This is a genomic window from Mesorhizobium sp. WSM4830 (assembly GCF_055811495.1).
The window spans coordinates 291204-316101 of sequence record NZ_JBVVQI010000004.1; the positions used below are offsets into that span (position 1 = coordinate 291204).

The window sequence follows — 24898 nt, forward strand, 5'->3', positions numbered from 1 at the left end:
GCCGCGCTCGCCCTGTCGACCGCGCCAAATTCCGCCACAATCCTGCTGGTCTGGAAGCCATTCCGCTCTAGCTACCCCGCTTTGGAGATAATCGTAATGTCTATATTGTTCCGCCGCGCGTCGCTCGCCAGCCTTGGTCTGGCATTCGGGCTGTCGGCCCTCTCGCTGTCGCCGCTGATGGCGCAGGAAGCCGCCCCTGCCCAGCCGGCAGCACCCGCCCCGGCGGCCAAGCCGGTCGATCCGAACGCCGTGGTCGCCACCATCAACGGCCAGACGCTGACCGAGGCAGACCTTGGGCTTGCCGAGGGCGAGCTGTCGCAGCAGTTCGCGCAGCTTCCGCCCGAGCAGCGCCGCGCCGCGGCGCTGTCGGCGGCGATCGAAATCCGCGTCATGGCGGCTCAGGCGGTGACCACCGGCCTCGACAAGGATCCCGACTTCCAGCGCCGCATGGCCTTCCTGCAGCAGCGCGCTCTGCATGGCGAAATGGTCGAGAAGGGCGTCGTCGACAAGGTTACCGATGCCGAGGTCCGCGCCCGCTACGACCAGGAAATCGCCAACACGCCGCCCAGCAATGAGGTGCACGCCCGTCACATCCTCGTGAAGACGAAGGAAGAGGCAGACGCCATCATCAAGCAGCTCGACGGCGGCGCCGACTTCCAGAAACTCGCCAACGAGCACACCAGCGATCCGAGCGGCAAGACCAGCGGCGGCGATCTCGGCTGGTTCGGGCCTGGCCAGATGGTGCCGGAGTTCGACAAGGCGGTGTTTGCGCTGGCGGTCGGCAAATACACCGAGCAGCCGGTGCAGTCGCAGTTCGGCTGGCACGTCATCAAGGTCGAGGACAAGCGCACCAAGCAGCCGCCGGCCTTCGACCAGGTCAAGGACCAGGCGCGCCAGGCGGTCATCCGCGACAAGTATTTCGCGCTGGTCAAGTCGCTGCGCGCCAACGCCAAGGTCGACATCCCCGATGCCAACCTGAAGAAGACGGTCGACGCACTGGAAAGCGCGAAGTAGGCCAGATTGAGCTACGACAGGGCGCGCTGCCGCCCTGTCGCTTCTATTTGGTAGGGCGAGCGATGATGCGTCGACGCCGCCGCCGGACCGCCGTGGCGTCGCCGGCATCGCCAGCGACTATGCCTTTCAAGATATAGCCGACCGCCCTGCGTAAGATCGCTTCGTCCTCGTCCAGGCGGTCTGTCAGAAGGTGCGCCCAGGCAAACGAGGCGATCAGGTCGGCGACGACCGTGGCATCGACATCGGCTGCCACCTCTCCCCTTGCCTTGGCGCGTTCGACCATCTGGCCGGTGTGGACGCGACGCCCTCGCGCGTATTCGGCAAGGGCGGCGGCGGCTTTTTCGTCCGACTGCGCCTCGGCAATCAGCGATCTGAACACGCTGCCCGACGATGTGTCGCGCCAGTGCGCGAACAAGCTCTTCAGGAAGCCGACGAGATCCTGCTCCAGGTTCCCGGTATCGGGATTGTCGACGCGCTTTTGCCGCTGGTAAACGTCGAGCAGCAAGGCGGCCTTGCTTGGCCACCAGCGATAGATCGTCGGCTTTCCGGCGCGTGCGCGGCGCGCCACAGCCTCGATCGAGAAGCCGGAATAGCCGGCCTCGACCAGTACCGCCTCGGCGGCATCAAGAATGGCATCGGCGCTTTCGGGGCTGCGCCGTGCGCCGGCTGATTTGCGCCCGGGATCGGTGGTTTCGCCCATTTCTTCTTCCTTACCCGCGATTTCTGCAGCCATCATATACAACTCTTGACGAAACGGAACGATCCGTTTTATATGTAACGAAACGTTCCGTAACGATAGAGAGAAAAACAATGACCTGGACCGCCGCCACCCGCTTTTCGCGCTTGCGCTTCGCTTTGCTGGTGCTGCTCGGCGTCTACCCGCTGATCACTGCCATTTTGTACGTGGTTTTTCCGCTGACGCAGGAATGGCAAATCTGGCAGCGTACGCTGGTCATCGCGCCGCTTATGGTCTCGATCATGATCTGGGGGCTGATTCCGGGCGTGCAGCGGGTGTTTCGCGGGTTCATCAACCCTGCGGTCCGCTGATGTTCATTCCAGCGCTTGCGACGCTTCCGACGCAACCCGCCATGCGCCGTCGGCCAGCACGAGTTCCAGCGTCACCTGCGCCTTGCCGGTCAGGCGCTGCGCCGATTTGTCCTTGGGCACATAATCGTAGCTCATGGCGAAAACCACGTCGGCACGATCCTTGCCGTTCGGCGTCACCTCGAGGCTGCCGGGCTCGAGACCGAACGACCACGACGCCCATTGCGCGAACCAGTCGGTCTTGACTTTGACGATGGCCTCGCTGTCGTAACGCGTGCCGTAGATGGTGGCCGACGAACCATAAAGCCGCTTGACGGTTTCGCGCATTCTCCTGGCATCAGGCGCCAGATAGTCCTGGCGCAGAAACTGCTCGATGGCGCCCTTGTCGCCGACGGAGCGCTCGAGCGCGGCCACCTCGGACGCGGGCGCCGGGCTAACGGCCGGTTTCGGTTGCTGGGCAGTGTCTCCGCCCGGAACGAATTCGAAGCGCTCGAGCAGCGATCCCTGCTCCCAGGGACGCTGCGCCTCGCGCGTTGCGGAAACGACGTCGCGGCGCACCGCGATCATCATGTCGTTGATGCTCTGTCCGGGCTCAGCCATGTGCCGCAAAAGCGCCGCCGCAAAGGGCGAGTTTCGCCCCGTCCCGTCCATTGCGACGGCGCCGGGCGCCGTCGAGAAGGCGATGAACGAGCCGCGTGTCGACTCGAACTGGGCAAGGCCGGCGAGAGCCGTCGCCGAGCGTGTCGTGGCGCTGCGGCTGAGACTTCGGGCAAACGGGTTGTTGCGGCAGGCATCGAGGAAGACCAGGCTGACCTTGGTCTGCTGCTCCATGATGTCGAGAACCTCGTCGATCGGCACCGCCTCGAGCTGCAGCTTGACCGGCATATCCAGCCTGGCGTCGACCGGCACGATGAAATTGTGCCCGTCGACCTGCAGGCCATGGCCGGCATAGTAGAACAGCCCGACACCGGCGCCTTGCAGCGCATCGGAGAATTCGCCGATCTTGCGTTCGAGCTCGCGCTTGCCGAGATCGTTGCCTTCGATCACCTCGAAGCCGATGGCGCGCAGCTTGTCGGCGATGTCGAGCGCATCGTTGACGGGATTGGCCAGCGTACCGGCTTCGGCGTAGCTGCCATTGCCGACCACAAGCGCTACGCGCCGCGCCGTCTGCGCATCGGCGCGCAGCAGCAGAAAGCCCAGAAACGCCAGTGCCAAGACCACAAGCCTGCCCATCGGGCAGGATCATAGCGCTATCGGTCGCAGCGACACCAACAAATTTGCAACAGCCTGCTTGCTGCCGCGGCAGGCGTCAGGCGTCCGGCACCCGTAACGGCTGTGAAAACGCCTTGCGCCGGCGCGTGCTATCGGGCAAACCGGCGTTCCTTTCGCGATTTTTCCCGCCCGGGGTCTTCCATGTCCACACAGGTTTCGCCGCTCGCGCCGAAGAAATATCCCAAGATGCCGGTGATCGAGGGCGTGCGCATCGCCACCGCCGAGGCCGGCATAAAATACAAGAACCGCACCGACTTGCTGGCCATAGTGTTCGACGCCGGCACCACCGTCGCCGGGGTGTTCACCAGGTCGAAATGCCCGTCGGCGCCGGTTGATTTCTGCCGGCAGAACCTCGTGGCCGGCAAGGCACGCGTGCTGGTGGTCAATTCCGGCAATGCCAATGCCTTTACCGGCCAGAAGGGCCGCGCCTCGACAGCACTCACGGGCCAGGTGGCGGCGAAGGCGGCCGGCTGCACGGCGGGCGAGGTGTTCCTGGCCTCGACCGGCGTGATCGGCGAGCCGCTCGACACCGGCAAGTTCAGCCATCTGCTGGCCGGGCTGGTCAAGGACGGCAGGCCGGAATTGTGGACCGAAGCCGCCAAGGCGATCATGACCACCGACACCTATCCCAAACTGGCGACCGCGACGGTCAAGCTCGGCGATGCCGACGTCACCATCAACGGTATCGCCAAGGGCGCCGGCATGATCGCGCCCGACATGGCGACGATGCTTTCCTTCATCGCCACCGATGCGCCGATCGCAGCACCCGTGCTGCAAGATCTCTTGTCGCGCGGCACGGCCAAGACCTTCAACGCGGTTACCGTCGACAGCGACACCTCGACCAGCGACACGCTGCTGATGTTCGCCACGGGTGCTGCCGCCAGGCGCGGCGCGCCGGCAATTTCCGACCCCAAGGATGCGCGTCTCGGCGCCTTCCGCCGTGCCCTGGGCAAGGTGCTGAAATCGCTGGCGCTGCAGGTGGTGCGCGACGGCGAGGGCGCCCGCAAGCAGGTCGAGGTCACCGTCACCGGGGCCAAATCGGCCCGCTCGGCCAAGCGCATCGCGCTGTCGATCGCCAATTCGCCGCTGGTCAAGACGGCAGTCGCCGGCGAGGACGCCAATTGGGGCCGCGTCGTCATGGCCGTCGGCAAGGCCGGCGAACCGGCCGACCGCGACCTTCTGTCGATCTGGTTCGGCGACAACCGCCTGGCGTATCAGGGCGAGCGCGACGCCGCCTATTCCGAGGCGGCGACTTCGGCGTATATGAAGCGCGACGAGATCCGCATCCGCGCCGATATCGGCATCGGCCGCGGCAAGGCGACGGTGTGGACCTGCGATCTCACCAAGGAATATGTCGCCATCAATGGCGATTATCGGAGCTGATGGCGTTGGCTTCCAGACATCCGGCAAGCGTGTTGGCGATCGTGCGCCGCTATGAGGCGGCCGGCTTTCGCGCTTGGCCGGCGGCCGCCGTCCATTATGACGGCACCTGGGTGGTGCGGCTGACGGCCGGCCACCCGGCCAAGCGGCTGAATTCGGTCAATCCGCTCGATCCGGGCGACATCCAGCACATTGCCGAGCGCATCGGCCGCGCCAGCCGCCGCTTCGACGCCTATGGCAGGCCGCTGACCTTTCGCATCTCGCCGCTGTCGGGGCCGGATCTTTCAAAATACCTCGATACCGAGGGCTGGAGCATATTCGCCGAATCGCTGGTCATGCGGCTGCCGCTGGCGGACGCCGCGCTCGACGACGCCATGGACCAGATTCCGTTGAAGGACATCAGCCGTTTCATCGGTGCCGCACTCAAGGTGAGCGGTTCGGATGTGTCGCTGCGGCCGGGCCTGTCGGAGATCATCGGCGCCATTCAGCCGGAGGCCGGGCTGTTTGCGCTGGAGGCCGGCAGCGAGCCGCTGGCAACGTTGATCTGCGTACATGACGGCGATCTTGCCGGACTGTTCGAGATTGCCACCGACAGATCGGTGCGCAACCCGGGCCATGGCCGCCATCTCATCTGCTCGGCGCTGAAATGGGCGCGGCTGCGCGGGGCGCGGGAAGCCTGGCTGCAGGTCGAGGCGGACAACGCGCCGGCGCTGGCGCTCTACCGTTCGCTCGGATTCGATGAAGTCTATCGCTATCACTATCGCCGGCCACAAGGCGCATGAGCGGCTTGGATACTGTCGGCAAGCGCCTGCTCCTGGTCGCGGCCTGCGCGCTGGTCGATGCCGACGGGCGCGTGCTGTTGGCGCAGCGGCCCGAAGGCAAGCAGCTCGCCGGCCTGTGGGAGTTTCCGGGCGGCAAGGTCGAGCCCGGTGAGACGCCGGAACAATGCCTGATCCGCGAATTGTACGAGGAGATCGGCATCGAAACCGACATCCCTTGCCTGGCGCCACTCACCTTCGCCAGTCATTCCTACGATGATTTTCACCTGCTGATGCCGCTGTTCGTCTGCCGTCGCTTCCGCGGCATTGCCCAGCCCAGGGAAGGCCAGGTGCTGAAATGGGTGAGGCCGCGCCAGATGCGCGATTTTCCAATGCCGCCGGCCGACGCCCCGCTGATCCAGTTCCTCATCGACCTGCTGTAACGGCCGACGTCCGTAAACCGGGCAGCGCCGCAACGCGATATCCGCAGCGTTAATGAAAGATTTATCTGGCCGTGAAAAATTGACGCTAGGCGGTTACGCCGATTCCACCGCTGGGGAGCGATTTGCATGAGCCTCGACAAGGACTGGGACTCGCCTTGGTCCGACCGCCTTCCCGGCGCCGCCAATGCCGGCATGGGAATATTGCGCATCGCCCTCCTGTTCGGCTCGGCCGCAGTGGCTCTGGCCTTGATCGCGACACCCTACCTCGACAGCCGGACCCGGTCGCAGTTTGCCCGCGACGGCCTTGATACGATGAGCACCGGCTCGATCGGCCAGCGCGACAGCTATACGCTGCGCAAGAGCGTGCTGCAGCCGCTGCCCAGTTCGGTCTGCGTCATACGGGCCGATGGCAGAAGCAGCGGCGACTGCTGACTCCTCAACAGATCTCTAGGATGCAGCTGTTTCACTGCCCGTTAAGCCTGTCGCGTTAACCTTTCTTAACGGGTCGGCGCTAGGTTCGGGCAAGAGGGATGGGCGCCCATGAAAATCTTGCTGCAACGATTTTTAGAAGACGAGAGGGGTGCGACGGCTATCGAATATGGTTTGATCGTTGCCGTGCTGTCGCTTGCCATTGTCGCTGGTATTGGCCAGGCTGCCGGCGCCATCCAGTGGTTGTTCAGCGACAACAGCAGCAAGCTTGCCAACGCTTTTGGACAGTGACCCGCTTAGTTTTTGCGTGGGATAGCTTAGCTTTTGCGCAGGGATTCCGCTCAGGTGCCGCCGGGATTTTCCAGGATTGTCTTCAGCGATATTTTTGCGGAGCCCGGCTTCAGCGGCTTTTGCTGAGAGGCATCGGGGGCCCAGCCTGACATCCAGACCACCGAGAAACTCGCCCTGACGCGGCCATCGGCATCCGAAAACCGCTCCGCATAGATTTCGGCGGCGCGAGCGAACAGCGCTCGCGTGCCCGGCCGCCTGCTGCGGTCGACAAGCGCGCTGGTCTCGCCCATGGCGCGCAGGTCGGCGACCAGGCCAAATAGCGAATCGTAGCGCACCGTGATCGTCTCGACGTCGGCAACCGGCAGCGCCAGGCCGGCGCGCTGCAGCAGCGCGCCGGCGTCGCGGACGTCGGTGAACGGGATCACACGCGGGCTGGCGCCGCCATAGAGCTCGGTCTCGGCGGCAAGCAGGCTTTCGCGCAGTTCGGAGAGCGTGCCTGTGCCGGCGAAGGCGCCGAGGAAAAGCCCGTCCGGCTTCAGTGCCCGGCGGATCTGCACCAGCATGCCGGGAATATCGTTCATCGCCTGCAGCGACAGCAGCGACACTGCGAGGTCGAGGCTTTCCGGCTCGAATGGCACGGTTTCCAACGGCGCCAACAGTCCTGGCTGGCCGCCCAGGAAAGCGGCGTCGGCCTCGACGCGCACGTTTTCCGTCACCTTGCCGCTTTCGGCGAGCACCTCTGTTGCTGCCGGCGTCTGGCAAAACAACGAGGCCGCTTTGCCGAAGCTGCGTTCGACGGCGCCGAGCCGGTCAGCAAGATCCTCGGCTGCCCGCCGCATGAGGAAATCCGCGCCGGCGATGGGACGAGTCAGTGCCCGGCGCTTGCGCGCCAGCCAGAGCGAGGTGTCGATTACAGGCTGCAATGGGCAGGTCCTTGTGCTTCGCTCTCTGATATAGTGATGCGGAGGACCAACCACGTGGCCGATCCCATGCCAGAGATCAAGCGTATTGCGATCAAGCGCATTGCCAGCAAGGCATTGGGCTGGCCAGCGCGCCTCTTGTTCCCGTCGGTCTGCGCCGGCTGCCGCCGCCATGTCTCGCAGCCCGGCGTGTTGTGCGGTGCGTGCTGGCCGAAACTCAGGTTGCTGGAACGGCCATGGTGCCCGGTGATGGGCACGCCGTTCACCCACAATATGGGTGACGGGTTCCTGTCGGCGGAGGCGATAGCCGACCCGCCGCCGTTCGAGCGCGCGCGGGCGGCGGTTGCCTATTCCGGCGTTGCCCGCCAGATGGTGCAAGGGCTGAAATACCAGGACCGCACCGATCTGGCGCCGTGGATGGCGCGCTGGATGGTTCGCGCCGGCGCCGAGCTCATCGCCGAGGCCGACGTGGTCGTGCCGGTGCCGCTGCACTGGCGGCGATTCTTCCGGCGGCAGTTCAACCAGTCGGCGGAACTGGCGCGGGCGGTGGCGCAGCTCGGGGAGCGGCCTTTCGCGCCATCAGCCATCAAGCGCGTCAAACTCACGCGCCAGCAAGTCGGGCTGGAGCGGCGGGAACGCGAGGAAAATGTTCGCGCCGCATTCAAAGTGCCTGACGAGGCGGAGATCGAAATCGCCGGCCGGCGGGTGCTGTTGATCGACGATGTCTACACCACCGGGGCCACCGTCCGCGCGGTCGCCAGGGCATTGAAGAAGGGCGGTGCCGGCGCGGTCGACGTACTGACCTTCGCGCGCGTGCTGCCGGGGGACTTTCGGGCCGACGAATCGGCGCCTATATAGCCTACATGACAGCGGAACGAGGCAGGGTTGCTGACCGATGGTCGATGTGACGATCTACACGCGGATGATGTGCGGTTATTGCACCGCGGCCAAGCGGCTGCTCGACAGGAAGGGTGTCGCCTATACCGAGCATGACGCCTCCTTCTCGCCGGAACTGCGCCAGGAAATGATCTCCCGGGCCCATGGCCGTTCCACCTTTCCGCAGATATTCATCGGCGACACGCATGTCGGCGGCTCCGACGATCTCCATGAATTGGAGGCGGAAGGACGGCTGGACAGATTGCTCGCCAACGGCTCGACCAGATAAGGACATGACGATGGGTGCCATCAAGTCGGGGGATGCTTTCAAGGCGGCGGCGATCCAGATGCGTTCGGGAACCAGCCCGGAGCGCAATGCGGTCGATCTGGAACGGCTGGTGCGCGAGGCGGCAGGCCTTGGCGCGACCTATGTCCAGACGCCGGAAATGACCGGCGCGCTGATCCGCGACAGCCAAGCGCGGGCCGCTTCCTTCACCTCCGAAGACAAGGACATCGTCGTCTCGACGTCGCGGAGGCTGGCCAAGGAGCTAGGCATCTTCCTGCATATCGGCTCGACCGCCATTCTGCGCGCCGACGGCAAGCTTGCCAACCGCGCCCTTCTGTTCGGGCCGGACGGCGCCACGATTGCCACCTACGACAAAATCCACATGTTCGACGTCGATCTCGACAATGGCGAGAGCTGGCGCGAATCCGCCGCCTATGAGCCGGGCACTGAAGCCGTCGTCGCCGAAATCGATGGCGCGAAGCTCGGCTTTGCCGTCTGCTACGATCTGCGCTTTCCGCAGCTGTTCCGTGCCGAGGCGCTGGCCGGCGCCGATCTGCTTTCGGTGCCCGCCGCCTTCACCCGCCAGACCGGCGAAGCGCACTGGCATGTGCTGCTCAGGGCGCGCGCCATCGAGAACGGCGCCTATGTGGTTGCCGCCGCGCAAGGCGGAGTGCACGAGGACGGCCGCGAAACCTATGGCCACTCGCTGATCGTCGATCCCTGGGGCCGCATCGTCTCCGAGGCTGCGCATGACGAGCCGGCGGTGATCGTCGCCGAGATCGACGCGGCGCAGTCAGTCGCTGCGCGCAAGAAAATACCGAATCTCAAAAACGCACGCGATTTTGCCGTAAACGCCGGTTCGGCGGAGGCCATGCCGCTCAGGGGTGCTGCCTCTTGATCCGCTTTTCCCTGATCTGCGAGCACGAGCACGAATTCGAGGCCTGGTTCCGCAGCAACGACGATTTCGACACACAGAAGAAGCGCGGCTTCGTCGATTGCCCGGCCTGCGGCTCGCACAAGGTCGAGAAGGCGCTGATGGCGCCTGCGGTCTCCACCGGGCGCAAGCGCGAAAGCATCGCGCTGGCCATGGGCGAGGCGCAAAAGCAGGCGCTGGCGCAGCTCAAGGCGCTGGCCGAGAAGGTGCGCGAGAACGCCGATTATGTCGGCGACAAGTTCGCAGAGGAAGCGCGCAAGATCCATTTTGGCGAGAGCGATCCGCGCGGCATCTATGGCGAGGCAACGCTCGAGGAGGCCAAGAGTCTCGCCGATGACGGCGTCGAGTTCTTGCCTATTCCAAGTTTTCCCGACGACCGCAACTGATCCGTCAACCTGCTCCAGCCCCAGCGAGGCATCTCTTCGCCAGGCAGCGCCGTGAAGGTCGGGGGCGGCGCCGAGGGGCGGCGATGCCGCCACCCCCGCACAGGCGTCTACAGTTTCAGGCCGAGCAGCAAGGATGGGGCTCGCGGGTAATCGTTTCGCTGCTTCTTTCATGCCCACTGCCTGACGGGCTTGCTTCACTGGACGGGCTTGCTTCCGCATAGGCTGCAAACTGGCGTTCAAGCGCCTTGACCGCACTGCTGCGCCAGCCCTCCGCCAGGGATTCCGACATGGGATCGGGGAAGATTTCCTCCTCGCCGTTCTCCACTCCGTCCAGGATTGCCCGCGCGACAGACTCCACAGAGGCCTTCGCGATGTCCAGCCCCTGGGTCATGTCCGTATCCACCGGGCCGGGAAGCACCCTGTGGACGCTGACACCCCGTCCGGCCAGGAGGACGCGCAACGACTGTGACAGAGAGAACGCGGCCGCCTTCGAGATCGAGTAAGCCGGACTAAACGGCACGGCGGCAATCGAGGCCAGCGACAGAATGTTGACGATGGCTCCCCGCGACCGGGCCAGCAACGGCAGCAGAGCCTGGGTAACGTCATACGAGCCGAAGAGGTTTACGGCGAGCTGTTGTTCGAGCACACGACGGTCGCTGAGGTCATCGAAGGGCGATACGCCGGCGTTGTTGATGAGGATATCGAGAGTATCGATCTTCTCGACGGCCTCCCGGATCTGCGCAGCGTTGGTCACATCCATGGTCAGGGACGTCACACGCCGGTCAGGATGGGCCATCGGTTGGCGGGTTGCGGCGAAGACGCGCTTCACGCCTCTGCCCAGGGCTTCCTCGACCAGTGCCCGACCGATGCCCCGATTGGCTCCAGTCACCAGGATGGTTGTACCTTGGATCATCATAGTGTCTCTCCTAGTGCTTATCGTTGCGTTCGAGCCTAGTGCAGAATCGCGCCCGCAACTCAGGTTGGCTACAGTCGCCGTTGCCGATACGACTGGTTGGTGAGATGGACTTAGCGCCGGATGTCGAAGCCGGGGGAGTGACAAGTGTGACGGGATTCCGATGGACTCGCTGATCACGGCCGCGGCGCATGCGCTTGCGGCGGGCGATCCGCTCGGCGCCTTGAAGCGGGTTGCGCTGCGCGACGATGCGCCGGCACTGGCGTTGCGCGGTATCGCGATGGCGCAGCTTGGGGACCTGGTTCGGGCGAAGGTTCTCCTCAAGAGGGCGGCGCACGCATTCAGCCCGAGGGAGGCCGTGGCCCGCGCGCGGTGTGTCGTCGCCGAGGCCGAGATCGCGCTCGTCTCGCGCGACCTTACCTGGCCGGCCAAGGCACTCGACGCCGCGCGGGCAACGCTTGAAAAGCATGGCGACCGCGTCAACGCCGCGCATGCGCGCAACCTCGACGTCCGGCGCCTGCTGCTGATCGGCCATCTCGACGAAGCCGAGCGCAGGCTGGACGGCTTCGATCCCTCGCCGCTGCCGCCGGCATCGCGGGCCGCCCACGAGCTGGCTGTCGCCGGCATCGCCATCCGCCGCTTGCGGACCGGCCCTGCGCGCGCCGCCCTCGGCCTGGCGGCGCGAGCGGCGCGCGCGTCCGGCATCCCCGCGCTGATCGCGGAGGTGGAGAGCGCATCGCTGGTGCTGGACACGCCGGCCGCACGCCTTGTCGCGCGTGGCGAGGAACGGCCCCTCCTGCTCGACGAAGTCGAAGCCCTCCTGGCGTCGGGAGGGCTTGTGGTGGACGCATGCCGCAATGTCGTGCGGGTCGCAGATACCGTCGTCTCGCTGGCGACCCGCCCGGTGCTGTTCGCGCTGGCCCGTGCGCTGGCCGAAGCCTGGCCGGGGGACGTGGCAAGATCGACGCTTATTGCGCGCGCTTTCCGGGGAAAGGACGCGGACGAATCACATCGCGCACGGTTACGGGTCGAAGCCGGGCGGCTTCGCGCGGAGCTTCGGAGCTTGGCCGATGTGAGCGCGACGAAGCGGGGCTTTGCGCTGGCGCCACGCCGCGCCGGCGAGGTCGTCGTGCTGGCGCCGCCCGTCGAAGAAGAGCATGCCGCGGTGCTCGCCTTCCTCGCCGACGGCGAGTCGTGGTCGAGTTCGGCCCTGGCGATTGCGCTTGGGGCCAGTTCGCGTACCGTGCAGCGGGCGCTCGAGCAGCTCGCCCAGGCCGGTAAGGTGCAGTCGTTCGGCCGCGGACGGGCACGTCGCTGGATGACCCCGCCGCTGACGGGTTTCCCGACAATCTTGTTACTCCCCGGCCCACTGCCGGGCTACTAGGATGGAATCATGGAACGATCCGCAGCCGAAATCCTTCGAGAATATGGACCCTTTCCGGGTGTCGACCATGTGGACGGCGTTACCTTCGATGGTGAGCATGTCTGGTTTGCCTCAGGCGACAGATTGAACGCCTTCGATCCGGCGAGCGGCAAAGTGGTGCGCTCGATCGATGTAGCGGCACACGCCGGAACGGCTTTCGACGGCCAGTACCTCTATCAGATCGCGGAGGATCGCATCCAGAAGATCGATCCTAAGAATGGCCAGGTGCTGGCGTCGATACCGGCTCCTGGCAACGGCGGTGATTCCGGACTCGCTTGGGCCGAAGGAACGCTCTGGGTCGGGCAGCACCGGGGCCGAAAGATTCATCAGGTCGATCCCGAGACAGGAGCAATCCTTCGCACCATCGTTTCCAACCGCGTCGTCACCGGGGTCAGCTGGGTCGACGGCGAGCTGTGGCATGGCACCTGGGAGGGTGAGGAGAGCGATGTCCGGCGGATCGATCCTGAAACGGGAAAGGTCCTGGAGAAGCTCGATATGCCGCCGGGAACAGGCGTGTCGGGGCTCGAATCCGATGGCGGCGACCAGTTTTTCTGTGGCGGCGGAAACAGCGGCAAGATCAGAGCTGTTCGCCGCCCCAAACGTGGCTCGGCGGCCAGGATCTGAGCTTTTGCCGTCCGTGGTCGTTTGATTTCGGGACCATTCAACCAGATCAAGAGCTAACTGGTTTTTGCGGTTTTTAGCCCGGTGGTCCGAACCAGGTGTTCATCGCGTGTTGAAGACCATCCTGCGTCCCGTCGCCTACCCAAGCAACATATCCATCGGGTCGGATTAAAACTGCGATCGGAGCGGAGACCAAGCCTAGCGCAGGCAACTCCCATGGATCGTCACATTTGGCGTAAACCAACTTAATGCGGTCTGACCACGGCTTGATGTCGAAGCTGCCCGGCGCGCCGAGATTCAAGAGCACTGGCCGTGCATTTTGGAGGAGCGCAAATACGCGCATAGGACCATCGGGCGTGGCCAGGTCGAGGTCAGGCATGCGGCGGCCGACCAGCGGATGCCCCTGGCCGAGGTCGTAATGGATACCAAGTCCGGACATTTCGGCAGCGATCCGTTTGCGAGGCTCCTCCATCCCAAGGAGCTCTGATACGATTTCACGCAAGGCTTCAGTGCGATCATCAGTACGTTGCAATGCGACCTGTGCCATTGTCGTGCGCAACACGCGGGCCGCAATCGGATGCCGCTCGATGTGATAAGTGTCGAGCAAGCCTTCAGGCGATGTTCCTTTCACCACTTGGGCCAACTTCCAACCGAGGTTCACCGCATCCTGCACACCGGTATTGAGGCCTTGTCCGCCCACCGGGGAATGCACATGGGCGGCATCGCCCGCCAAGAGAACCCGGCCCTTGCGGTAAGCCGCCGCCTGCCGCGACATGTCCGTGAACCTGGAAATCCAGGTTGGGCTATGGATTCCGTAATCTGTTCCGCATGCGGCGACGAGTGCTTCGCGGAGATCGCGCAGCGTGGGCTCGGTCGTGGCGCCGACATTCTTTTCAGTGACCATGACGCCTATGGGACCTTTATCGGCAAAGACGACCTTGCCGTCACGAATTTCGTGCTCTTCCCTGCCGAAGGCATGGATGCCAAGTGCCGTGCGATGAATGCCCAGTGGCGGCTCCTCCGCCATCTCGGCCTGGGCGAGGATGCTGCTGGTCGTCGCATCCCATCCTCGAAACTCAATGCCAGCAGCTTTGCGGACCAGACTGCGGCCTCCATCACACCCGACGAGATAGCTTGCCCGCAGCGAGGCACCATCGGACAGTTCGATGGTGACGCCGGCGTCGTCCTGCACGAAACACGTCAATTCACGGCCGCGATAGATCGGCACTGCCAGCTCGCTGACCCATCCAGCTAGAATGCGCTCAATGTGTTTCTGCCTCAGCGCCAGCCCGTAGTTGTGGCGGGTCGGAAAATCGCTGATGTCTAAACGCATCGCCGCGAATCCCGTGACTTGGGCTTTTTGTCCTTCGGCGAGGAACCGGTCCGCGATGCCGCGCTGATCGAAAACTTCGAGAGTGCGTGAGCTCAGACCGCCAGCACGCGAACCGGCAAGCTCTTGGTTCGGGCGGCGTTCGACAATGGCTACGTCGATGCCTGCCAACGCCAACTCGCCTGCCAGGGTTAGGCCCGTCGGACCTCCTCCAGCAATCACGACTGCATGTTCTGTCATCCGCAAACTCCCCTGGCAGTTACGACTCCCAATGCAATGATCGCAGAGTGGTTGCCGTTTGGGCTAGCTCAGGCTCGCTATGAGTTTTTCGAGCAGGCGGGCGAGCATGATCTGCTCCGGGCGTGCTAACCCAGAAAGTATCTGGTGCTCGTTGGCGACGTGAGCGGTAACCGCCTCGTCGATTAGAGCGAGGCCCTTCTCGGTCAGCTGAACGACAATCCCGCGGCGATCGTCGGGATGCGGCCCGCGCTTGATCAGGCCGGATTTCTCGAGCCGATCGAGGCGGTTGGTCATCGCGCCCGACGTCACCATCGTTGCCTCATAGAGCGCCGTCGGTGTCAGCGCGTATGGCGGCCCGGAACGACGCAGCGTCGCCAGCACATCGAATTCTCCGGATTGCAGCCCGTAACTTGCAAACAGCGGCGCCAGCCGCTCTCGTGCGATCAGCGAGGCGGCCTCGCTCAACCGTCCGAGCACGGCCATCGGCGAGACATCGAGATCCGGCCGTTCGTTTTTCCATTGCTCGATCGCTTTTGCTGCGCGATCCATGTCTCTCACCGCTATGTATCTTGACGTGAAGAATCTTTACCTTATCTTACCTCAGCTTTTAGTATTGGCCAAGTGCCGCGAACAGGCGATGGGACGGCGATGAAATTTCTCTGGGACTCGGCGCTTGGCCTTCTGGTTGTCACCGGTGGACTGCTCGGCCTGACTCTGCCGTTCGGCAAGATCGCGACGGCGGCCGGCGTGCCCGCCATGGTCTGGGCCTTCGTCATCTCGCTTGGTGCCGGCGGCGTGCTTTTGTGCGCGTTGCTGCTCAACGGGAAGCGCATGCGGCTTACGCCGCACAGACTGCGCTATTTCTTCGTCACCGCGGCCGTCTCCTATGCAATCCCCAATCTGCTGATGTTTTCAGCCATTCCGCATCTGGGCGCCGGCTACAGCGGCATCATGTTCACGCTGTCGCCGGTCGTCACGCTGGTGTTCTCGATGCTGCTCGGCGTCAGGCGCCCGACCATGCTGGGCATCGTCGGCATAGTCGTCGGTTTCGTCGGCGCAGTCATGGTGGCCGTGACGCGCGGCGAAGCGGGCCAGCCGGCCGAATTTTTCTGGGTTGCGATGGGCCTGCTCATCCCGGTCAGCCTCGCCGCCGGCAATATTTACCGCACCGTCGACTGGCCCGAAGGCACCGGCCCGATCGAGCTTGCCGTCGGCAGTCATCTGGCAGCAGCCTTGATGCTGTTTTCCGGCATTCTGGTCCTGCTGGGCGGCAATGCATTCGGCTCGCTCGGCGGCGTGCCGCTGGTCGCTGCGGCACAGGTGGCATCAGCCTCGGCGATGTTCGCATTCTTCTTCCGGCTGCAAGCGGTCGGCGGCCCGGTCTATCTCAGCCAGATCGGCTATGTCGCGGCGGCGGTCGGGCTGTTTGCCGGGACCCTCTTCCTCGACGAGCGCTATCAATTGCTGACCTGGGCCGGTGCCGTCATCATCACCGCCGGCGTGTTCATCACCACCAAGGCGCAAAGCCAGAAGACATAGGGGCCAGAAGACATAGGGGCCAGAAGGCGTAAGGTTCAGACGGATGCCTTCTCCGCCAGCACCATGTAGTTGACGTCCATGTCCTTCGAGCGCTGCCAGCGGTCGGCGAGCGGGCTGTAGGTGACCCCGGTGCGGTCGATGACGCTCAGGCCGGCGCCGGCAAGCGCCTTTTCGAGTTCCTCGGGGCGCACCAGCTTGCCGAACTGGTGGGTGCCGCGGGGCAGCCAGCGCAGCACGTATTCGGCGCCGATGATGGCCAGGCCCAGGGCCTTCAGCGTGCGGTTGATGGTGGCGACGAACATAATGCCGCCAGGCTTGACCATTTCGCCGCATTTGGCCAGGAACAGATCGACATCGGCGACATGCTCGACCACTTCCATGTTGAGGATGACGTCGAATTTTTCGCCGGCGTCGGCCAGGTCTTCCGCGGTCGTGGCGCGGTAATCAACGCTCACGCCGACTTCCGCCGCATGCAGCTTGGCCACTTCGATGTTGGTGACTGAGGCATCGGCGCCGACCACTTCGGCGCCAAGCCGCGCCATCGGCTCGCACAACAGCCCGCCGCCGCAGCCTATGTCGAGGAAGCGCAGGCCTTCGAACGGCCGTGCCGCACGCGGATCGCGGCCGAAGCGGGTCGCCACCTGGTCGCGGATATAGGCAAGCCGGATCGGGTTGAACTTGTGCAGCGGGCGGAACTTGCCGTTCGGGTTCCACCATTCGGCGGCAAGGGCGGAAAAGCGTTCCACCTCTCCGGCATCGATCGTCGATCGTCGGGGCTCTGGCATGGTGTGGTCTCCTCGGACGCTAGGAAGTCGGGCGCGAGGCTGCGAATGTCAAGGCGCGAAATTCACCGCCGGCGGCGCGACGGGCGTGATGCCTGCCGGCGGCGCCTTTCGCCTGCTGCATTTGTGTCAGCACGTGTCAGTTGATGGTGTGCCGGAAGGAAACACCAATGCTTTGGCGGACGAAGCAGAGACATCGGGACCGGAGGAGTGCGCATGATGCGAGCGGTTGCTTCCATTCTTTGGCGCCGGCTTGACCAGGAAGGCCACGACGCTTGCCTGCTGTCGGAAGCGAGTTCCGGGTGGAACCTCAGGGGACACGCGCTTTTGGTCCAGGATGGCAAGCCGTGCGGCATCGCCTACGAGGTGGACTGCGATGCCGACTGGCATACACGCTCGGCGCGCGCCGACGGCTTTCTCGGCACGCAAGAGCTGCATTATGGGATCGACCGGCTGACCGAGCGCCAATGGACGCTGAACGGCGAGCATCAAGCGGAAGTCGACGGTCTCATCGATATCGATCTCGGCTTCACGCCCGCCACAAACCTTTTGGCGCTTCGCCGTTTTGCCCTCGATGTCGGCATGGCGACGCCCGCCCCGGCAGCCTATCTGACATTTCCCGAACTCAGGCTCGTTCGCCTCGAGCAAACCTATCAGCGCGTCGATGCTGCACACTACGCCTATGCCGCCCCGATGTTCGGCTACCACGAGACGCTAGAGGTCTCGCCGCTCGGTTTCGTCCTCGACTATCCGCGCCTGTGGAGAGCCACGGCACAGCTGGGCTGAAGCGCGCACCATTTTGGGAAAAAGTATGCGGGCGCCATGCTGCGCTGGTGTGTCGCCCGGCCGGCAGCGGCGGCACGCCTTGCGAAACGACTGTCATTTGGCTAAGGAGGCCGCGCATTGAGCGCCCGGCCACAGCTTGGCGCATTTTTCCGCTTTTCGGCCTTCGGTCCGGCATCCAGTCAAAGGCATTTCGCTTCCATGGCGCGCATCGTGATGAAATTCGGCGGGACCTCCGTCGCCGACATCGCCCGCATCCGCAATGTGGCGCGCCATGTCAAACGCGAGGTCGATGCCGGCCATGAGGTCGCCGTCGTGGTCTCGGCGATGGCCGGCAAGACCAACGAACTCGTGCAATGGACGCGCGAGGCGTCGCCGATGCACGATGCGCGTGAATATGACGCCGTCGTCGCGTCCGGCGAGCAGGTCACCGCCGGCTTGCTGGCGATCGCGCTGCAGAATATCGGCGTGCATGCCCGCTCCTGGCAAGGCTGGCAGATCCCGATCAAGACCGACAACGCGCATGGCGCGGCGCGCATTCTCGATATCGACGGTGCGTTCCTGATCAAGCGCTTCGGCGAAGGCCAGGTGGCGGTGGTCGCCGGTTTCCAGGGCATCGGGCCGGACAACCGGATCGCCACGCTCGGCCGCGGCGGTTCCGATACCAGCGCTGTCGCCATCGCGGCAGCGGTCAAGGCCGACCGCTGCGATATCTACACCGATGTCGACGGGGTCTACACCACCGATCCGCGCATCGAGCCGAAGGCGCGGCGGCTGGCCAAGATTTCCTTCGAGGAAATGCTCGAAATGGCGTCGCTCGGGGCCAAGGTCCTGCAGGTGCGCTCGGTCGAGCTTGCCATGGTGCACAGGGTGCGTACCTTTGTGCGGTCGTCCTTCGACGATCCCGATGCACCCGGAATGGGGGATTTGCTCAATCCGCCGGGAACGCTTATTTGCGACGAGGAAGAGATCGTGGAACAGCAGGTCGTCACCGGAATTGCCTATGCCAAGGACGAGGCGCAGATATCGCTGCGCCGCGTCGGCGACCGGCCGGGCGTCGCCGCCGGCATTTTCGGGCCGCTGGCCGAGGCCAACATCAACGTCGACATGATCGTCCAGAACATTTCCGAGGACGGCAAGTTCACCGACATGACCTTCACCGTGCCATCCGGCGACGTCGAAAAGGCGCTGGCCGTGCTCGAGCGGCTGAAGGCGACGATCGGCTACGATGTGGTGCAGTCGGAAGCCGGCATGTCGAAGGTCTCGGTCATCGGCATCGGCATGCGCAGCCACGCCGGCGTCGCCGCCACCGCCTTCAAGGCGCTGGCCGACCGCGCGATCAACATCCGCGCCATCACAACGTCCGAAATCAAGATTTCGATCCTGATCGACGGTCCCTATACGGAACTAGCAGTTCGCACTTTGCATTCCGTGTACGGTCTGGATAAGCAGTAGCAGACTGCATCGGCCCGAAAATCGGGAATCGATTTTCGGAAGGCAGGATGCAGCGGATCGAAAGTCTTGGAGCGGCCTTTATGCGTCCAAATTGGACGATGGCGCTCTAATTGAGTTGTTGCGTTTGTGCCGCTGTGCAGGGCAACCTGCACCGGTTGAAACGCTATTGGAGAAGAAGCCGCGATGCGTGATTCGGCCAGTGGCCCGCGCGTTTTGCTGAAACGGCTCCGCGAGCTCATGCAAGAGCCGCTGGAGCCGCAGGAGCGGCTTGACCGAATCGTGCGCGACATCGCCTCCAACATGGTGGCCGAGGTCTGCTCGCTCTATGTGCTGCGTGCCGATTCGGTGCTCGAACTCTACGCCACTGAAGGCCTGAACCCGAACGCCGTCCACCTGGCGCAGCTCAGGCTGGGCCAGGGCCTGGTCGGCACGATCGCGGCCTCGGCGCGGCCGCTCAACCTCTCCAACGCGCAGGAGCATCCGGCCTTCGCCTACCTGCCGGAGACTGGGGAAGAGATATACAATTCCTTCCTCGGCGTGCCGGTGCTGCGGGCAGGGCGGACACTCGGCGTCCTGGTCGTGCAGAACAAGACCATGCGCCATTATCGCGACGACGAGGTCGAGGCGCTGGAAACGACGGCGATGGTGATCGCCGAGATGATCGCCACCGGCGATCTGGAGCGGCTGACAAGGCCCGGCCTCGAGCTCGATCTGCGCCGCCCGGTAAGCTTTACCGGCCTGTCCTTCAACGAAGGCGTCGGGCTCGGCCATGTGGTGCTGCACGAGCCGCGCATCGTCGTCACCAATCTGTTCAACGAGGACAGCGAGGAAGAGGTCAGGCGGCTCGACGCGTCCCTCGGCTCGCTCAGGCTCTCCATCGACGACATGCTGGAGCGCCGCGACGTCGCCTTCGAGGGCGAGCATCGCCAGGTGCTCGAAGCCTATCGCATGTTCGCCAACGACCGCGGCTGGGTGCGCCGGCTCGAGGAGGCGATCCGCAACGGCCTGACGGCCGAAGCGGCGGTCGAAAAGGTGCAGAGCGACATGCGTGCCCGCATGCTGCACATGACCGATCCATACCTGCGCGAACGGATGAGCGATTTCGACGATCTCGCCAATCGGTTGTTGCGGCAGCTGATGGGGCGCGGTCCGGAGGACGTCGCGGCCTCGCTGCCCAAGGACGCCATCATCGTCGCCCGCTCGATGGGGGCTGCCGAGCTGCTCGATTATCCCAGGGACAAGCTGCGCGGGCTGGTGCTGGAGGACGGCGCCGCGACCAGTCATGTCGTCATCGTGGCGCGGGCCATGGGCATACCCGTCGCCGGCCAGATGAAGGGCGCCGTTTCCATGGCGGAAAACGGCGATGCCATCATCGTCGACGGCGAGGAAGGCGCGATCCATCTGCGCCCGCAGCCCGACCTCGAGGCGGCCTATGCTGAGAAAGTGCGCTTCAGGGCGCGGCGGCAGGAGGTCTACCGCGAACTGCGCAAGAAGCCGTCGGTGACCAAGGACGGTGTCCAGGTCGATCTTCTGATGAATGCCGGGCTGGCGGTCGATCTGCCGCAACTGGCCGAAGCGGGCGCGGCCGGCATCGGCCTGTTCCGCACCGAGCTGCAGTTCATGGTCGCCTCGACCTTTCCGCGCGCCGAAGCGCAGGAGCGGCTCTATCGTGACGTGCTCGAAGCGGCGCGCGGCAAGCCGGTAACGTTCCGCACCATCGATATCGGCGGCGACAAGGTGCTGCCCTATTTCAAGGGCTCGATCCAGGAAGAGAACCCGGCGCTCGGCTGGCGCGCCATCCGCCTGACGCTCGACCGGCCCGGATTGCTGCGCACCCAGATCCGCGCGCTGCTCAAGGCGTGCGGCGGGCGCGAACTGAAGCTGATGCTGCCAATGGTGACCGAACTCGGCGAGATCGCGCAGGCGCGCGAGATCATCGATCGCGAGGTGCGGCATCTGTCGCGCTTTGCCCATCATTTGCCGACCAGCCTCAAGCTCGGGGCGATGCTGGAGGTGCCGTCGCTGCTGTTCCAGCTTGACGAGCTGATGAAGGCGGTCGATTTCGTCTCGGTCGGCTCGAACGACCTGTTCCAGTTCGTCATGGCGGTGGATCGCGGCAACACCCAATTGTCCGACCGCTTCGACCCGCTCTCGACGCCGTTCCTGCGCGTCCTGAAGCAGATTGCCGACGCCGGGGCGCGCAACCATACGCCGGTGACCCTGTGCGGCGAACTTGCCGGCAAGCCGATTTCGGCGATGGCGCTGATCGGCCTTGGCTACCGCTCGATCTCGATGTCGCCGGCATCGATCGGCCCGGTCAAGGCGATGCTGACGGAACTGCCGCTCAGCGAGCTGGAAGCGTTCTTCGACGACAATCTGATGGCGCCGGCGCATGGCCTGCCGATGCGGGCGCTGCTGCACGCCTTTGCCGACGACCGCTCTATACCGCTATAGACTTCGCCATGATCAACCTGCCCCGCGACCGTATGGATCAAGTCGTCAAGCGTTTCGACATGCTCGAAGCGCAGATGTCGGCCGGGCCGGCGCCGGACGCCTATGTCAGGATGGCCTCCGAATATGCCGACATCCAGGAGATGGTGGCAAAGATCAGGGCATTGCGCGCCGCGGAGCGCGAACAGGCCGATCTGGAGGCGATGCTCGCCGACAAGGGCACCGACGCCGAGATGCGCGCCTTGGCCGAGGCCGACCTGCCGGAGCTCAAGGATCGCATCGAGGCGCTGCAGAAGGACATCCAAATCCTCCTGTTGCCAAGGGATGCCGCCGACGACAAGAACGCCATCCTCGAAATCCGCGCCGGCACCGGCGGTGACGAGGCGGCGCTTTTCGCCGGCGACCTGTTTCGCATGTACGAGCGCTATGCGGCGGCGCATGGCTGGCGTTTCGAGACGGTGTCGGCCAGCGAGGGTGAGGTCGGCGGCTACAAGGAAATCATCGCCACCGTTTCGGGCAAGGGCGTCTTTGCCCATCTGAAGTTTGAATCCGGCGTGCACCGGGTGCAGCGCGTGCCGACGACCGAGGCGGGCGGACGCATTCATACCTCGGCGGCGACGGTCGCTGTGCTGCCGGAAGCCGAAGAGGTCGACATCGACATCAGGGCCGAAGACATCCGCATCGACACGATGCGCGCCTCGGGTTCAGGCGGCCAGCACGTCAACACCACCGATTCGGCGGTGCGCATCACCCATCTGCCGACCGGCATCATGGTGGTGCAGGCGGAAAAGTCGCAGCACCAGAACCGGGCGAAGGCCATGCAGATCCTGCGCGCCAGGCTCTATGATCTTGAGCGCAGCAAGGCGGACGAGGAACGTTCCGAATCGCGCAAGTCGCAGGTCGGCTCGGGCGACCGCTCGGAACGCATCCGCACCTATAATTTTCCGCAGGGTCGCGTCACCGATCATCGCATCAACCTGACGCTCTACAAGCTTGACCGGGTGATGATGGGCGAGCTCGACGAGATCATCGACGCGCTGATCGCCGATCACCAGTCGAAGCTGCTCGCCGACATCGGCATTGATGGCTGACAGCCTGCCCGCCACGCTGGCGCCGCTGCTGCGGGAGGCGCGAAACCGGCTCACCGCAGCCGGGGTTGGGGATCCGGCGCTCGATGCCAGGCTGATCGTCGAGCATTTTTCCGGCACCAGTCGCACGCAGGCCATCGCCGAGCCCGGGCACGCGGTCGATGCGGACGTGACGGCGGCAATCGAAGCCGCCTTGCGACGGCGCATCGCCGGCGAGCCGGTACACCGGATCCTTGGCTACCGCGAATTCTACGGCTTGCGCCTTTCGCTTTCGCCGCAAACGCTGGAGCCGCGGCCGGATACCGAAACGCTGGTCGAGGCTATACTGCCCTTCGTCAAGGCGATGGCGGCACGCGAAGGTGGTTGCCGCATCCTCGATCTCGGGACCGGCACCGGTGCCATTGCGCTGGCGCTGCTCAGCGCTGTTCCGGCCGCGACCGCCACCGGCGTCGACATTTCGCAGGAGGCGCTGGCCACAGCCATGCGTAATGCCGGGGAATTGGGCCTCGCCGGCCGGTTCACGGCGCTCGAATCCGACTGGTTTGAAAAAGTTTCTGGCCGGTACCATGTAATTGTCGCAAACCCTCCCTATATACCGTCAGACGACATTGGAAATCTGCAGGACGAGGTCCGCGGTTTCGATCCACGCCAGGCCCTCGATGGCGGCGTGGACGGTCTGAGCCCCTACAGGAAGATCGCCGCAGGAGCGGCAGCGTATTTGGAACTCCAAGGCAGGATTGCGGTCGAGATCGGCCATACGCAGCACCAACAGGTTACGGAGATATTCTCCGCGGCCGGGTACCGTTCGGTCGGGGCGTTTCGTGATCTCGGCGGAAACGACAGAGTTCTTGTGTTCGAACGGTGGAAGCCGTGATGCAGTGCGAAAAAAGCGCTTGGCAATACCGGGGAATGCGGCTAGGGTCGCCCTAACCGGATGAGACGAAGCAGGCAGTGCTCTTAGCGATTCGGTTTTCCTTGGAAATAGCTGCCTTCTTGCGCAAACGACGCCCAAGCTTCGTGCGGGAATCGTCCGGCAAGTGAAGTAACCGGAACAGGATGGCACGTGGCGCCAACGCAATTGATGCGGGCGAACGCCGGTGAAGGAACGAAACGGCTGGCCGCATGAGCGCCTCCGTTCGTGAAGAGTTTTTCGAAAATTTCAAAGTGAAGAGAGTCTAATGAGGCCACAACAGCAAAACAGGCGCATGCGCGGTCGCAACAACAATGGCGGCGGCGGCAACAACAATAACAACAACAACCGTAAGGGGCCGAATCCCCTGACGCGCAACTACGAGAGCAACGGCCCGGACGTGAAGATCCGCGGATCGGCTCAGCAGATTGCCGAGAAGTACGCAACCCTTGCCCGTGACGCGCAAAGCTCCGGCGACCGGGTGATGGCGGAAAACTATCTTCAGCATGCAGAGCACTATAACCGCATCATCGCAGCCGCTCAGGCGCAGATGCCGATCCAGAACGCCCAGCAGAATCGCGACGATTTCGACGATGATGGCGACGAGGATCGCGACGAGTTCGACAATGCCGGCAACAACAATGCCAACGAGACGTCGGGCTCGACCGTCAATCACGGGGCCGGCCCGCAGCCGGTTATCGATGGCACACCGGCCGAGCTGGCGCTGAACCAGGAGAACAGCCGCGACAATCGCGGCGGTCGCGATAACCGTGACGGCCGCGACAACAATGGCGGACGCCATCGCGACCGTCGCCCCAATGGCGGTTACGGCCAGAACGGCCAGCGCGGCGAGTATGGCTCGCGCGGCGAGCAGGGTGGCCAGCGCGTCGAACAGCCACGGCGCGACGAGACGCCGGCGCAGGCGGAGCCCGTGCCGGCCGCTGAGCCGGTCTTTGTGGGTGAGCCCGCACCGCAATTCGACAATTTCTCGCCGGCGGGTCTCGCCGCCCAGGCCGAGCTCAACGAAGCCGCTGCCGAAAACAGCCCGGCCCGCCGCCCCAGGCGTCCGCGTCGCCCGCGCCTCGATGTCGAACAGGCAAATGGCGGCAACGACAACGCCGGCCCTGAGAGTGCCGAAACAAGCAATGCCAAGACGGGCAATGCCGAGACGGGCAATGCCGAGACGGGCAATACCGAGACTGGCAATACCGACGCTGGCAATGTCGATGCAGCGCCGGCTGAAGGCCCCGGCGGTCAAGCTGTGATCGCAGACGTCGAGAATTGATCGAAAAACGTTCAGCCGACCTTAGCGCATCCTTTACCCTGGACG

The 24898-nt window shown here is 64.4% G+C and carries 27 protein-coding genes; 20 read left to right on the forward strand and 7 right to left on the reverse strand.

Annotated elements, in window-relative coordinates:
* Positions 1-96 precede the first annotated feature (96 nt).
* Positions 97-1014, forward strand: coding sequence for a peptidylprolyl isomerase (locus AC0L2Y_RS08395; protein ID WP_473555260.1), 918 nt, complete (start codon positions 97-99; stop codon positions 1012-1014).
* Between the two features lie 43 nt (positions 1015-1057).
* Here AC0L2Y_RS08395 and AC0L2Y_RS08400 read toward each other — a convergent pair whose 3' ends face one another.
* The gene (locus AC0L2Y_RS08400; RefSeq protein WP_473555348.1) at positions 1058-1714 is read right to left on the reverse strand and encodes a TetR/AcrR family transcriptional regulator; all 657 of its coding nucleotides are present in this window, start codon (positions 1712-1714) and stop codon (positions 1058-1060) included.
* Between the two features lie 110 nt (positions 1715-1824).
* On the opposite strand from AC0L2Y_RS08400, the gene AC0L2Y_RS08405 reads away from it, so the two are divergent.
* Positions 1825-2061 carry a hypothetical protein gene (locus tag AC0L2Y_RS08405; RefSeq protein WP_473555263.1) on the forward strand — a complete coding sequence of 79 codons (237 nt, stop codon included), beginning with the start codon at positions 1825-1827 and terminating at the stop codon, positions 2059-2061.
* Positions 2062-2064: 3 nt separating this feature from the next.
* Here AC0L2Y_RS08405 and AC0L2Y_RS08410 read toward each other — a convergent pair whose 3' ends face one another.
* The gene (locus AC0L2Y_RS08410) at positions 2065-3291 is read right to left on the reverse strand and encodes a caspase family protein (protein ID WP_473555264.1); all 1227 of its coding nucleotides are present in this window, start codon (positions 3289-3291) and stop codon (positions 2065-2067) included.
* A gap of 180 nt (positions 3292-3471) precedes the next feature.
* On the opposite strand from AC0L2Y_RS08410, the gene argJ reads away from it, so the two are divergent.
* From argJ to AC0L2Y_RS08435, 5 genes are all read left to right on the forward strand, one after another.
* Positions 3472-4713 (forward strand): bifunctional glutamate N-acetyltransferase/amino-acid acetyltransferase ArgJ, encoded by a 1242-nt coding sequence (gene argJ / locus AC0L2Y_RS08415; RefSeq protein ID WP_473555265.1) that lies wholly within the window; start codon positions 3472-3474, stop codon positions 4711-4713.
* Positions 4713-5492, forward strand: a complete 780-nt coding sequence (locus AC0L2Y_RS08420) for a GNAT family N-acetyltransferase (RefSeq protein WP_473555267.1) — start codon at positions 4713-4715, stop codon at positions 5490-5492. Before argJ ends, AC0L2Y_RS08420 begins: the two co-directional genes overlap by 1 nt.
* Positions 5489-5911, forward strand: coding sequence for a (deoxy)nucleoside triphosphate pyrophosphohydrolase (locus AC0L2Y_RS08425; protein WP_473555269.1), 423 nt, complete (start codon positions 5489-5491; stop codon positions 5909-5911). The genes AC0L2Y_RS08420 and AC0L2Y_RS08425 overlap by 4 nt, the downstream gene beginning before the upstream one ends.
* Before the next feature lie 126 nt (positions 5912-6037).
* Complete coding sequence (locus tag AC0L2Y_RS08430; protein ID WP_473555272.1) at positions 6038-6343, forward strand: hypothetical protein; 306 nt, start codon at positions 6038-6040, stop codon at positions 6341-6343.
* 108 nt (positions 6344-6451) lie between these two features.
* Positions 6452-6631, forward strand: a complete 180-nt coding sequence (locus tag AC0L2Y_RS08435; protein WP_352566909.1) for a Flp family type IVb pilin — start codon at positions 6452-6454, stop codon at positions 6629-6631.
* 50 nt (positions 6632-6681) lie between these two features.
* On the opposite strand, the gene AC0L2Y_RS08440 is transcribed toward AC0L2Y_RS08435, so the two are convergent.
* Positions 6682-7554, reverse strand: coding sequence for a methyltransferase domain-containing protein (locus AC0L2Y_RS08440; RefSeq protein WP_473555275.1), 873 nt, complete (start codon positions 7552-7554; stop codon positions 6682-6684).
* Between the two features lie 66 nt (positions 7555-7620).
* Here AC0L2Y_RS08440 and AC0L2Y_RS08445 point away from each other — a divergent pair, with 66 nt between their 5' ends.
* From AC0L2Y_RS08445 to AC0L2Y_RS08460, 4 genes are read left to right on the forward strand one after another with little or no spacing between them, the layout of a single operon-like run.
* Positions 7621-8409: a ComF family protein gene (locus tag AC0L2Y_RS08445; RefSeq protein WP_473555350.1), complete on the forward strand. Its 789-nt coding sequence runs from the start codon at positions 7621-7623 to the stop codon at positions 8407-8409.
* Positions 8410-8446: 37 nt separating this feature from the next.
* On the forward strand, positions 8447-8716 hold the full coding sequence (gene grxC / locus AC0L2Y_RS08450; protein ID WP_352566915.1) for a glutaredoxin 3: 270 nt from the start codon (positions 8447-8449) through the stop codon (positions 8714-8716).
* A gap of 10 nt (positions 8717-8726) precedes the next feature.
* The gene (locus AC0L2Y_RS08455; RefSeq protein WP_473555278.1) at positions 8727-9611 is read left to right on the forward strand and encodes a carbon-nitrogen hydrolase family protein; all 885 of its coding nucleotides are present in this window, start codon (positions 8727-8729) and stop codon (positions 9609-9611) included.
* On the forward strand, positions 9608-10033 hold the full coding sequence (locus AC0L2Y_RS08460; protein WP_473555280.1) for a DUF1178 family protein: 426 nt from the start codon (positions 9608-9610) through the stop codon (positions 10031-10033). The genes AC0L2Y_RS08455 and AC0L2Y_RS08460 overlap by 4 nt, the downstream gene beginning before the upstream one ends.
* A gap of 115 nt (positions 10034-10148) precedes the next feature.
* On the opposite strand, the gene AC0L2Y_RS08465 is transcribed toward AC0L2Y_RS08460, so the two are convergent.
* On the reverse strand, positions 10149-10949 hold the full coding sequence (locus AC0L2Y_RS08465) for an SDR family NAD(P)-dependent oxidoreductase (protein WP_473555282.1): 801 nt from the start codon (positions 10947-10949) through the stop codon (positions 10149-10151).
* A 160-nt stretch (positions 10950-11109) separates the two neighbouring features.
* Here AC0L2Y_RS08465 and AC0L2Y_RS08470 point away from each other — a divergent pair, with 160 nt between their 5' ends.
* The gene (locus tag AC0L2Y_RS08470) at positions 11110-12330 is read left to right on the forward strand and encodes a helix-turn-helix domain-containing protein (protein WP_473555285.1); all 1221 of its coding nucleotides are present in this window, start codon (positions 11110-11112) and stop codon (positions 12328-12330) included.
* 9 nt (positions 12331-12339) lie between these two features.
* On the forward strand, positions 12340-12993 hold the full coding sequence (locus AC0L2Y_RS08475) for a Vgb family protein (protein WP_352491808.1): 654 nt from the start codon (positions 12340-12342) through the stop codon (positions 12991-12993).
* Between the two features lie 73 nt (positions 12994-13066).
* Here the strand turns inward: AC0L2Y_RS08475 and AC0L2Y_RS08480 are convergent, their stop codons facing one another.
* Both AC0L2Y_RS08480 and AC0L2Y_RS08485 read right to left on the reverse strand, forming a co-directional pair.
* Positions 13067-14560, reverse strand: a complete 1494-nt coding sequence (locus AC0L2Y_RS08480) for an FAD-dependent monooxygenase (protein WP_473555288.1) — start codon at positions 14558-14560, stop codon at positions 13067-13069.
* Between the two features lie 63 nt (positions 14561-14623).
* Positions 14624-15109 carry a MarR family winged helix-turn-helix transcriptional regulator gene (locus tag AC0L2Y_RS08485; RefSeq protein ID WP_473555290.1) on the reverse strand — a complete coding sequence of 162 codons (486 nt, stop codon included), beginning with the start codon at positions 15107-15109 and terminating at the stop codon, positions 14624-14626.
* A gap of 99 nt (positions 15110-15208) precedes the next feature.
* Here AC0L2Y_RS08485 and AC0L2Y_RS08490 point away from each other — a divergent pair, with 99 nt between their 5' ends.
* Positions 15209-16099: a DMT family transporter gene (locus tag AC0L2Y_RS08490; RefSeq protein ID WP_473555292.1), complete on the forward strand. Its 891-nt coding sequence runs from the start codon at positions 15209-15211 to the stop codon at positions 16097-16099.
* Positions 16100-16134: 35 nt separating this feature from the next.
* Here the strand turns inward: AC0L2Y_RS08490 and ubiG are convergent, their stop codons facing one another.
* Positions 16135-16884, reverse strand: a complete 750-nt coding sequence (ubiG, locus tag AC0L2Y_RS08495) for a bifunctional 2-polyprenyl-6-hydroxyphenol methylase/3-demethylubiquinol 3-O-methyltransferase UbiG (RefSeq protein ID WP_473555295.1) — start codon at positions 16882-16884, stop codon at positions 16135-16137.
* A 213-nt stretch (positions 16885-17097) separates the two neighbouring features.
* On the opposite strand from ubiG, the gene AC0L2Y_RS08500 reads away from it, so the two are divergent.
* From AC0L2Y_RS08500 to AC0L2Y_RS08525, 6 genes are all read left to right on the forward strand, one after another.
* Positions 17098-17667 carry a putative glycolipid-binding domain-containing protein gene (locus tag AC0L2Y_RS08500; protein ID WP_352491803.1) on the forward strand — a complete coding sequence of 190 codons (570 nt, stop codon included), beginning with the start codon at positions 17098-17100 and terminating at the stop codon, positions 17665-17667.
* 198 nt (positions 17668-17865) lie between these two features.
* The gene (locus AC0L2Y_RS08505; protein ID WP_473555352.1) at positions 17866-19119 is read left to right on the forward strand and encodes an aspartate kinase; all 1254 of its coding nucleotides are present in this window, start codon (positions 17866-17868) and stop codon (positions 19117-19119) included.
* Between the two features lie 183 nt (positions 19120-19302).
* Entirely contained in the window at positions 19303-21573 is a 2271-nt protein-coding gene (gene ptsP, locus AC0L2Y_RS08510; protein ID WP_473555297.1) for a phosphoenolpyruvate--protein phosphotransferase, read from the forward strand.
* Positions 21574-21581: 8 nt separating this feature from the next.
* Positions 21582-22661: a peptide chain release factor 1 gene (prfA, locus tag AC0L2Y_RS08515; protein ID WP_473555298.1), complete on the forward strand. Its 1080-nt coding sequence runs from the start codon at positions 21582-21584 to the stop codon at positions 22659-22661.
* Positions 22654-23532, forward strand: a complete 879-nt coding sequence (gene prmC / locus AC0L2Y_RS08520) for a peptide chain release factor N(5)-glutamine methyltransferase (protein WP_473555300.1) — start codon at positions 22654-22656, stop codon at positions 23530-23532. The genes prfA and prmC overlap by 8 nt, the downstream gene beginning before the upstream one ends.
* Before the next feature lie 331 nt (positions 23533-23863).
* Positions 23864-24853, forward strand: coding sequence for a DUF4167 domain-containing protein (locus AC0L2Y_RS08525; RefSeq protein ID WP_473555302.1), 990 nt, complete (start codon positions 23864-23866; stop codon positions 24851-24853).
* The last annotated feature ends 45 nt before the right edge of the window (positions 24854-24898 follow it).

Coding starts and splice junctions, on each gene's coding strand:
- AC0L2Y_RS08395 (WP_473555260.1), top strand. CDS start 97: ATGTCTATATTGTTCCGCCGCGCGTCGCTCGCCAGCCTTGGTCTGGCA.
- AC0L2Y_RS08400 (WP_473555348.1), bottom strand. CDS start 1,714: ATGGGCGAAACCACCGATCCCGGGCGCAAATCAGCCGGCGCACGGCGC.
- AC0L2Y_RS08405 (WP_473555263.1), top strand. CDS start 1,825: ATGACCTGGACCGCCGCCACCCGCTTTTCGCGCTTGCGCTTCGCTTTG.
- AC0L2Y_RS08410 (WP_473555264.1), bottom strand. CDS start 3,291: ATGGGCAGGCTTGTGGTCTTGGCACTGGCGTTTCTGGGCTTTCTGCTG.
- argJ (WP_473555265.1), top strand. CDS start 3,472: ATGTCCACACAGGTTTCGCCGCTCGCGCCGAAGAAATATCCCAAGATG.
- AC0L2Y_RS08420 (WP_473555267.1), top strand. CDS start 4,713: ATGGCGTTGGCTTCCAGACATCCGGCAAGCGTGTTGGCGATCGTGCGC.
- AC0L2Y_RS08425 (WP_473555269.1), top strand. CDS start 5,489: ATGAGCGGCTTGGATACTGTCGGCAAGCGCCTGCTCCTGGTCGCGGCC.
- AC0L2Y_RS08430 (WP_473555272.1), top strand. CDS start 6,038: ATGAGCCTCGACAAGGACTGGGACTCGCCTTGGTCCGACCGCCTTCCC.
- AC0L2Y_RS08435 (WP_352566909.1), top strand. CDS start 6,452: ATGAAAATCTTGCTGCAACGATTTTTAGAAGACGAGAGGGGTGCGACG.
- AC0L2Y_RS08445 (WP_473555350.1), top strand. CDS start 7,621: ATGCCAGAGATCAAGCGTATTGCGATCAAGCGCATTGCCAGCAAGGCA.
- grxC (WP_352566915.1), top strand. CDS start 8,447: ATGGTCGATGTGACGATCTACACGCGGATGATGTGCGGTTATTGCACC.
- AC0L2Y_RS08455 (WP_473555278.1), top strand. CDS start 8,727: ATGGGTGCCATCAAGTCGGGGGATGCTTTCAAGGCGGCGGCGATCCAG.
- AC0L2Y_RS08465 (WP_473555282.1), bottom strand. CDS start 10,949: ATGATGATCCAAGGTACAACCATCCTGGTGACTGGAGCCAATCGGGGC.
- AC0L2Y_RS08470 (WP_473555285.1), top strand. CDS start 11,110: ATGGACTCGCTGATCACGGCCGCGGCGCATGCGCTTGCGGCGGGCGAT.
- AC0L2Y_RS08475 (WP_352491808.1), top strand. CDS start 12,340: ATGGAACGATCCGCAGCCGAAATCCTTCGAGAATATGGACCCTTTCCG.
- AC0L2Y_RS08480 (WP_473555288.1), bottom strand. CDS start 14,560: ATGACAGAACATGCAGTCGTGATTGCTGGAGGAGGTCCGACGGGCCTA.
- AC0L2Y_RS08485 (WP_473555290.1), bottom strand. CDS start 15,109: ATGGATCGCGCAGCAAAAGCGATCGAGCAATGGAAAAACGAACGGCCG.
- AC0L2Y_RS08490 (WP_473555292.1), top strand. CDS start 15,209: ATGAAATTTCTCTGGGACTCGGCGCTTGGCCTTCTGGTTGTCACCGGT.
- ubiG (WP_473555295.1), bottom strand. CDS start 16,884: ATGCCAGAGCCCCGACGATCGACGATCGATGCCGGAGAGGTGGAACGC.
- AC0L2Y_RS08500 (WP_352491803.1), top strand. CDS start 17,098: ATGATGCGAGCGGTTGCTTCCATTCTTTGGCGCCGGCTTGACCAGGAA.
- AC0L2Y_RS08505 (WP_473555352.1), top strand. CDS start 17,866: ATGGCGCGCATCGTGATGAAATTCGGCGGGACCTCCGTCGCCGACATC.
- ptsP (WP_473555297.1), top strand. CDS start 19,303: ATGCGTGATTCGGCCAGTGGCCCGCGCGTTTTGCTGAAACGGCTCCGC.
- prfA (WP_473555298.1), top strand. CDS start 21,582: ATGATCAACCTGCCCCGCGACCGTATGGATCAAGTCGTCAAGCGTTTC.
- prmC (WP_473555300.1), top strand. CDS start 22,654: ATGGCTGACAGCCTGCCCGCCACGCTGGCGCCGCTGCTGCGGGAGGCG.
- AC0L2Y_RS08525 (WP_473555302.1), top strand. CDS start 23,864: ATGCGCGGTCGCAACAACAATGGCGGCGGCGGCAACAACAATAACAAC.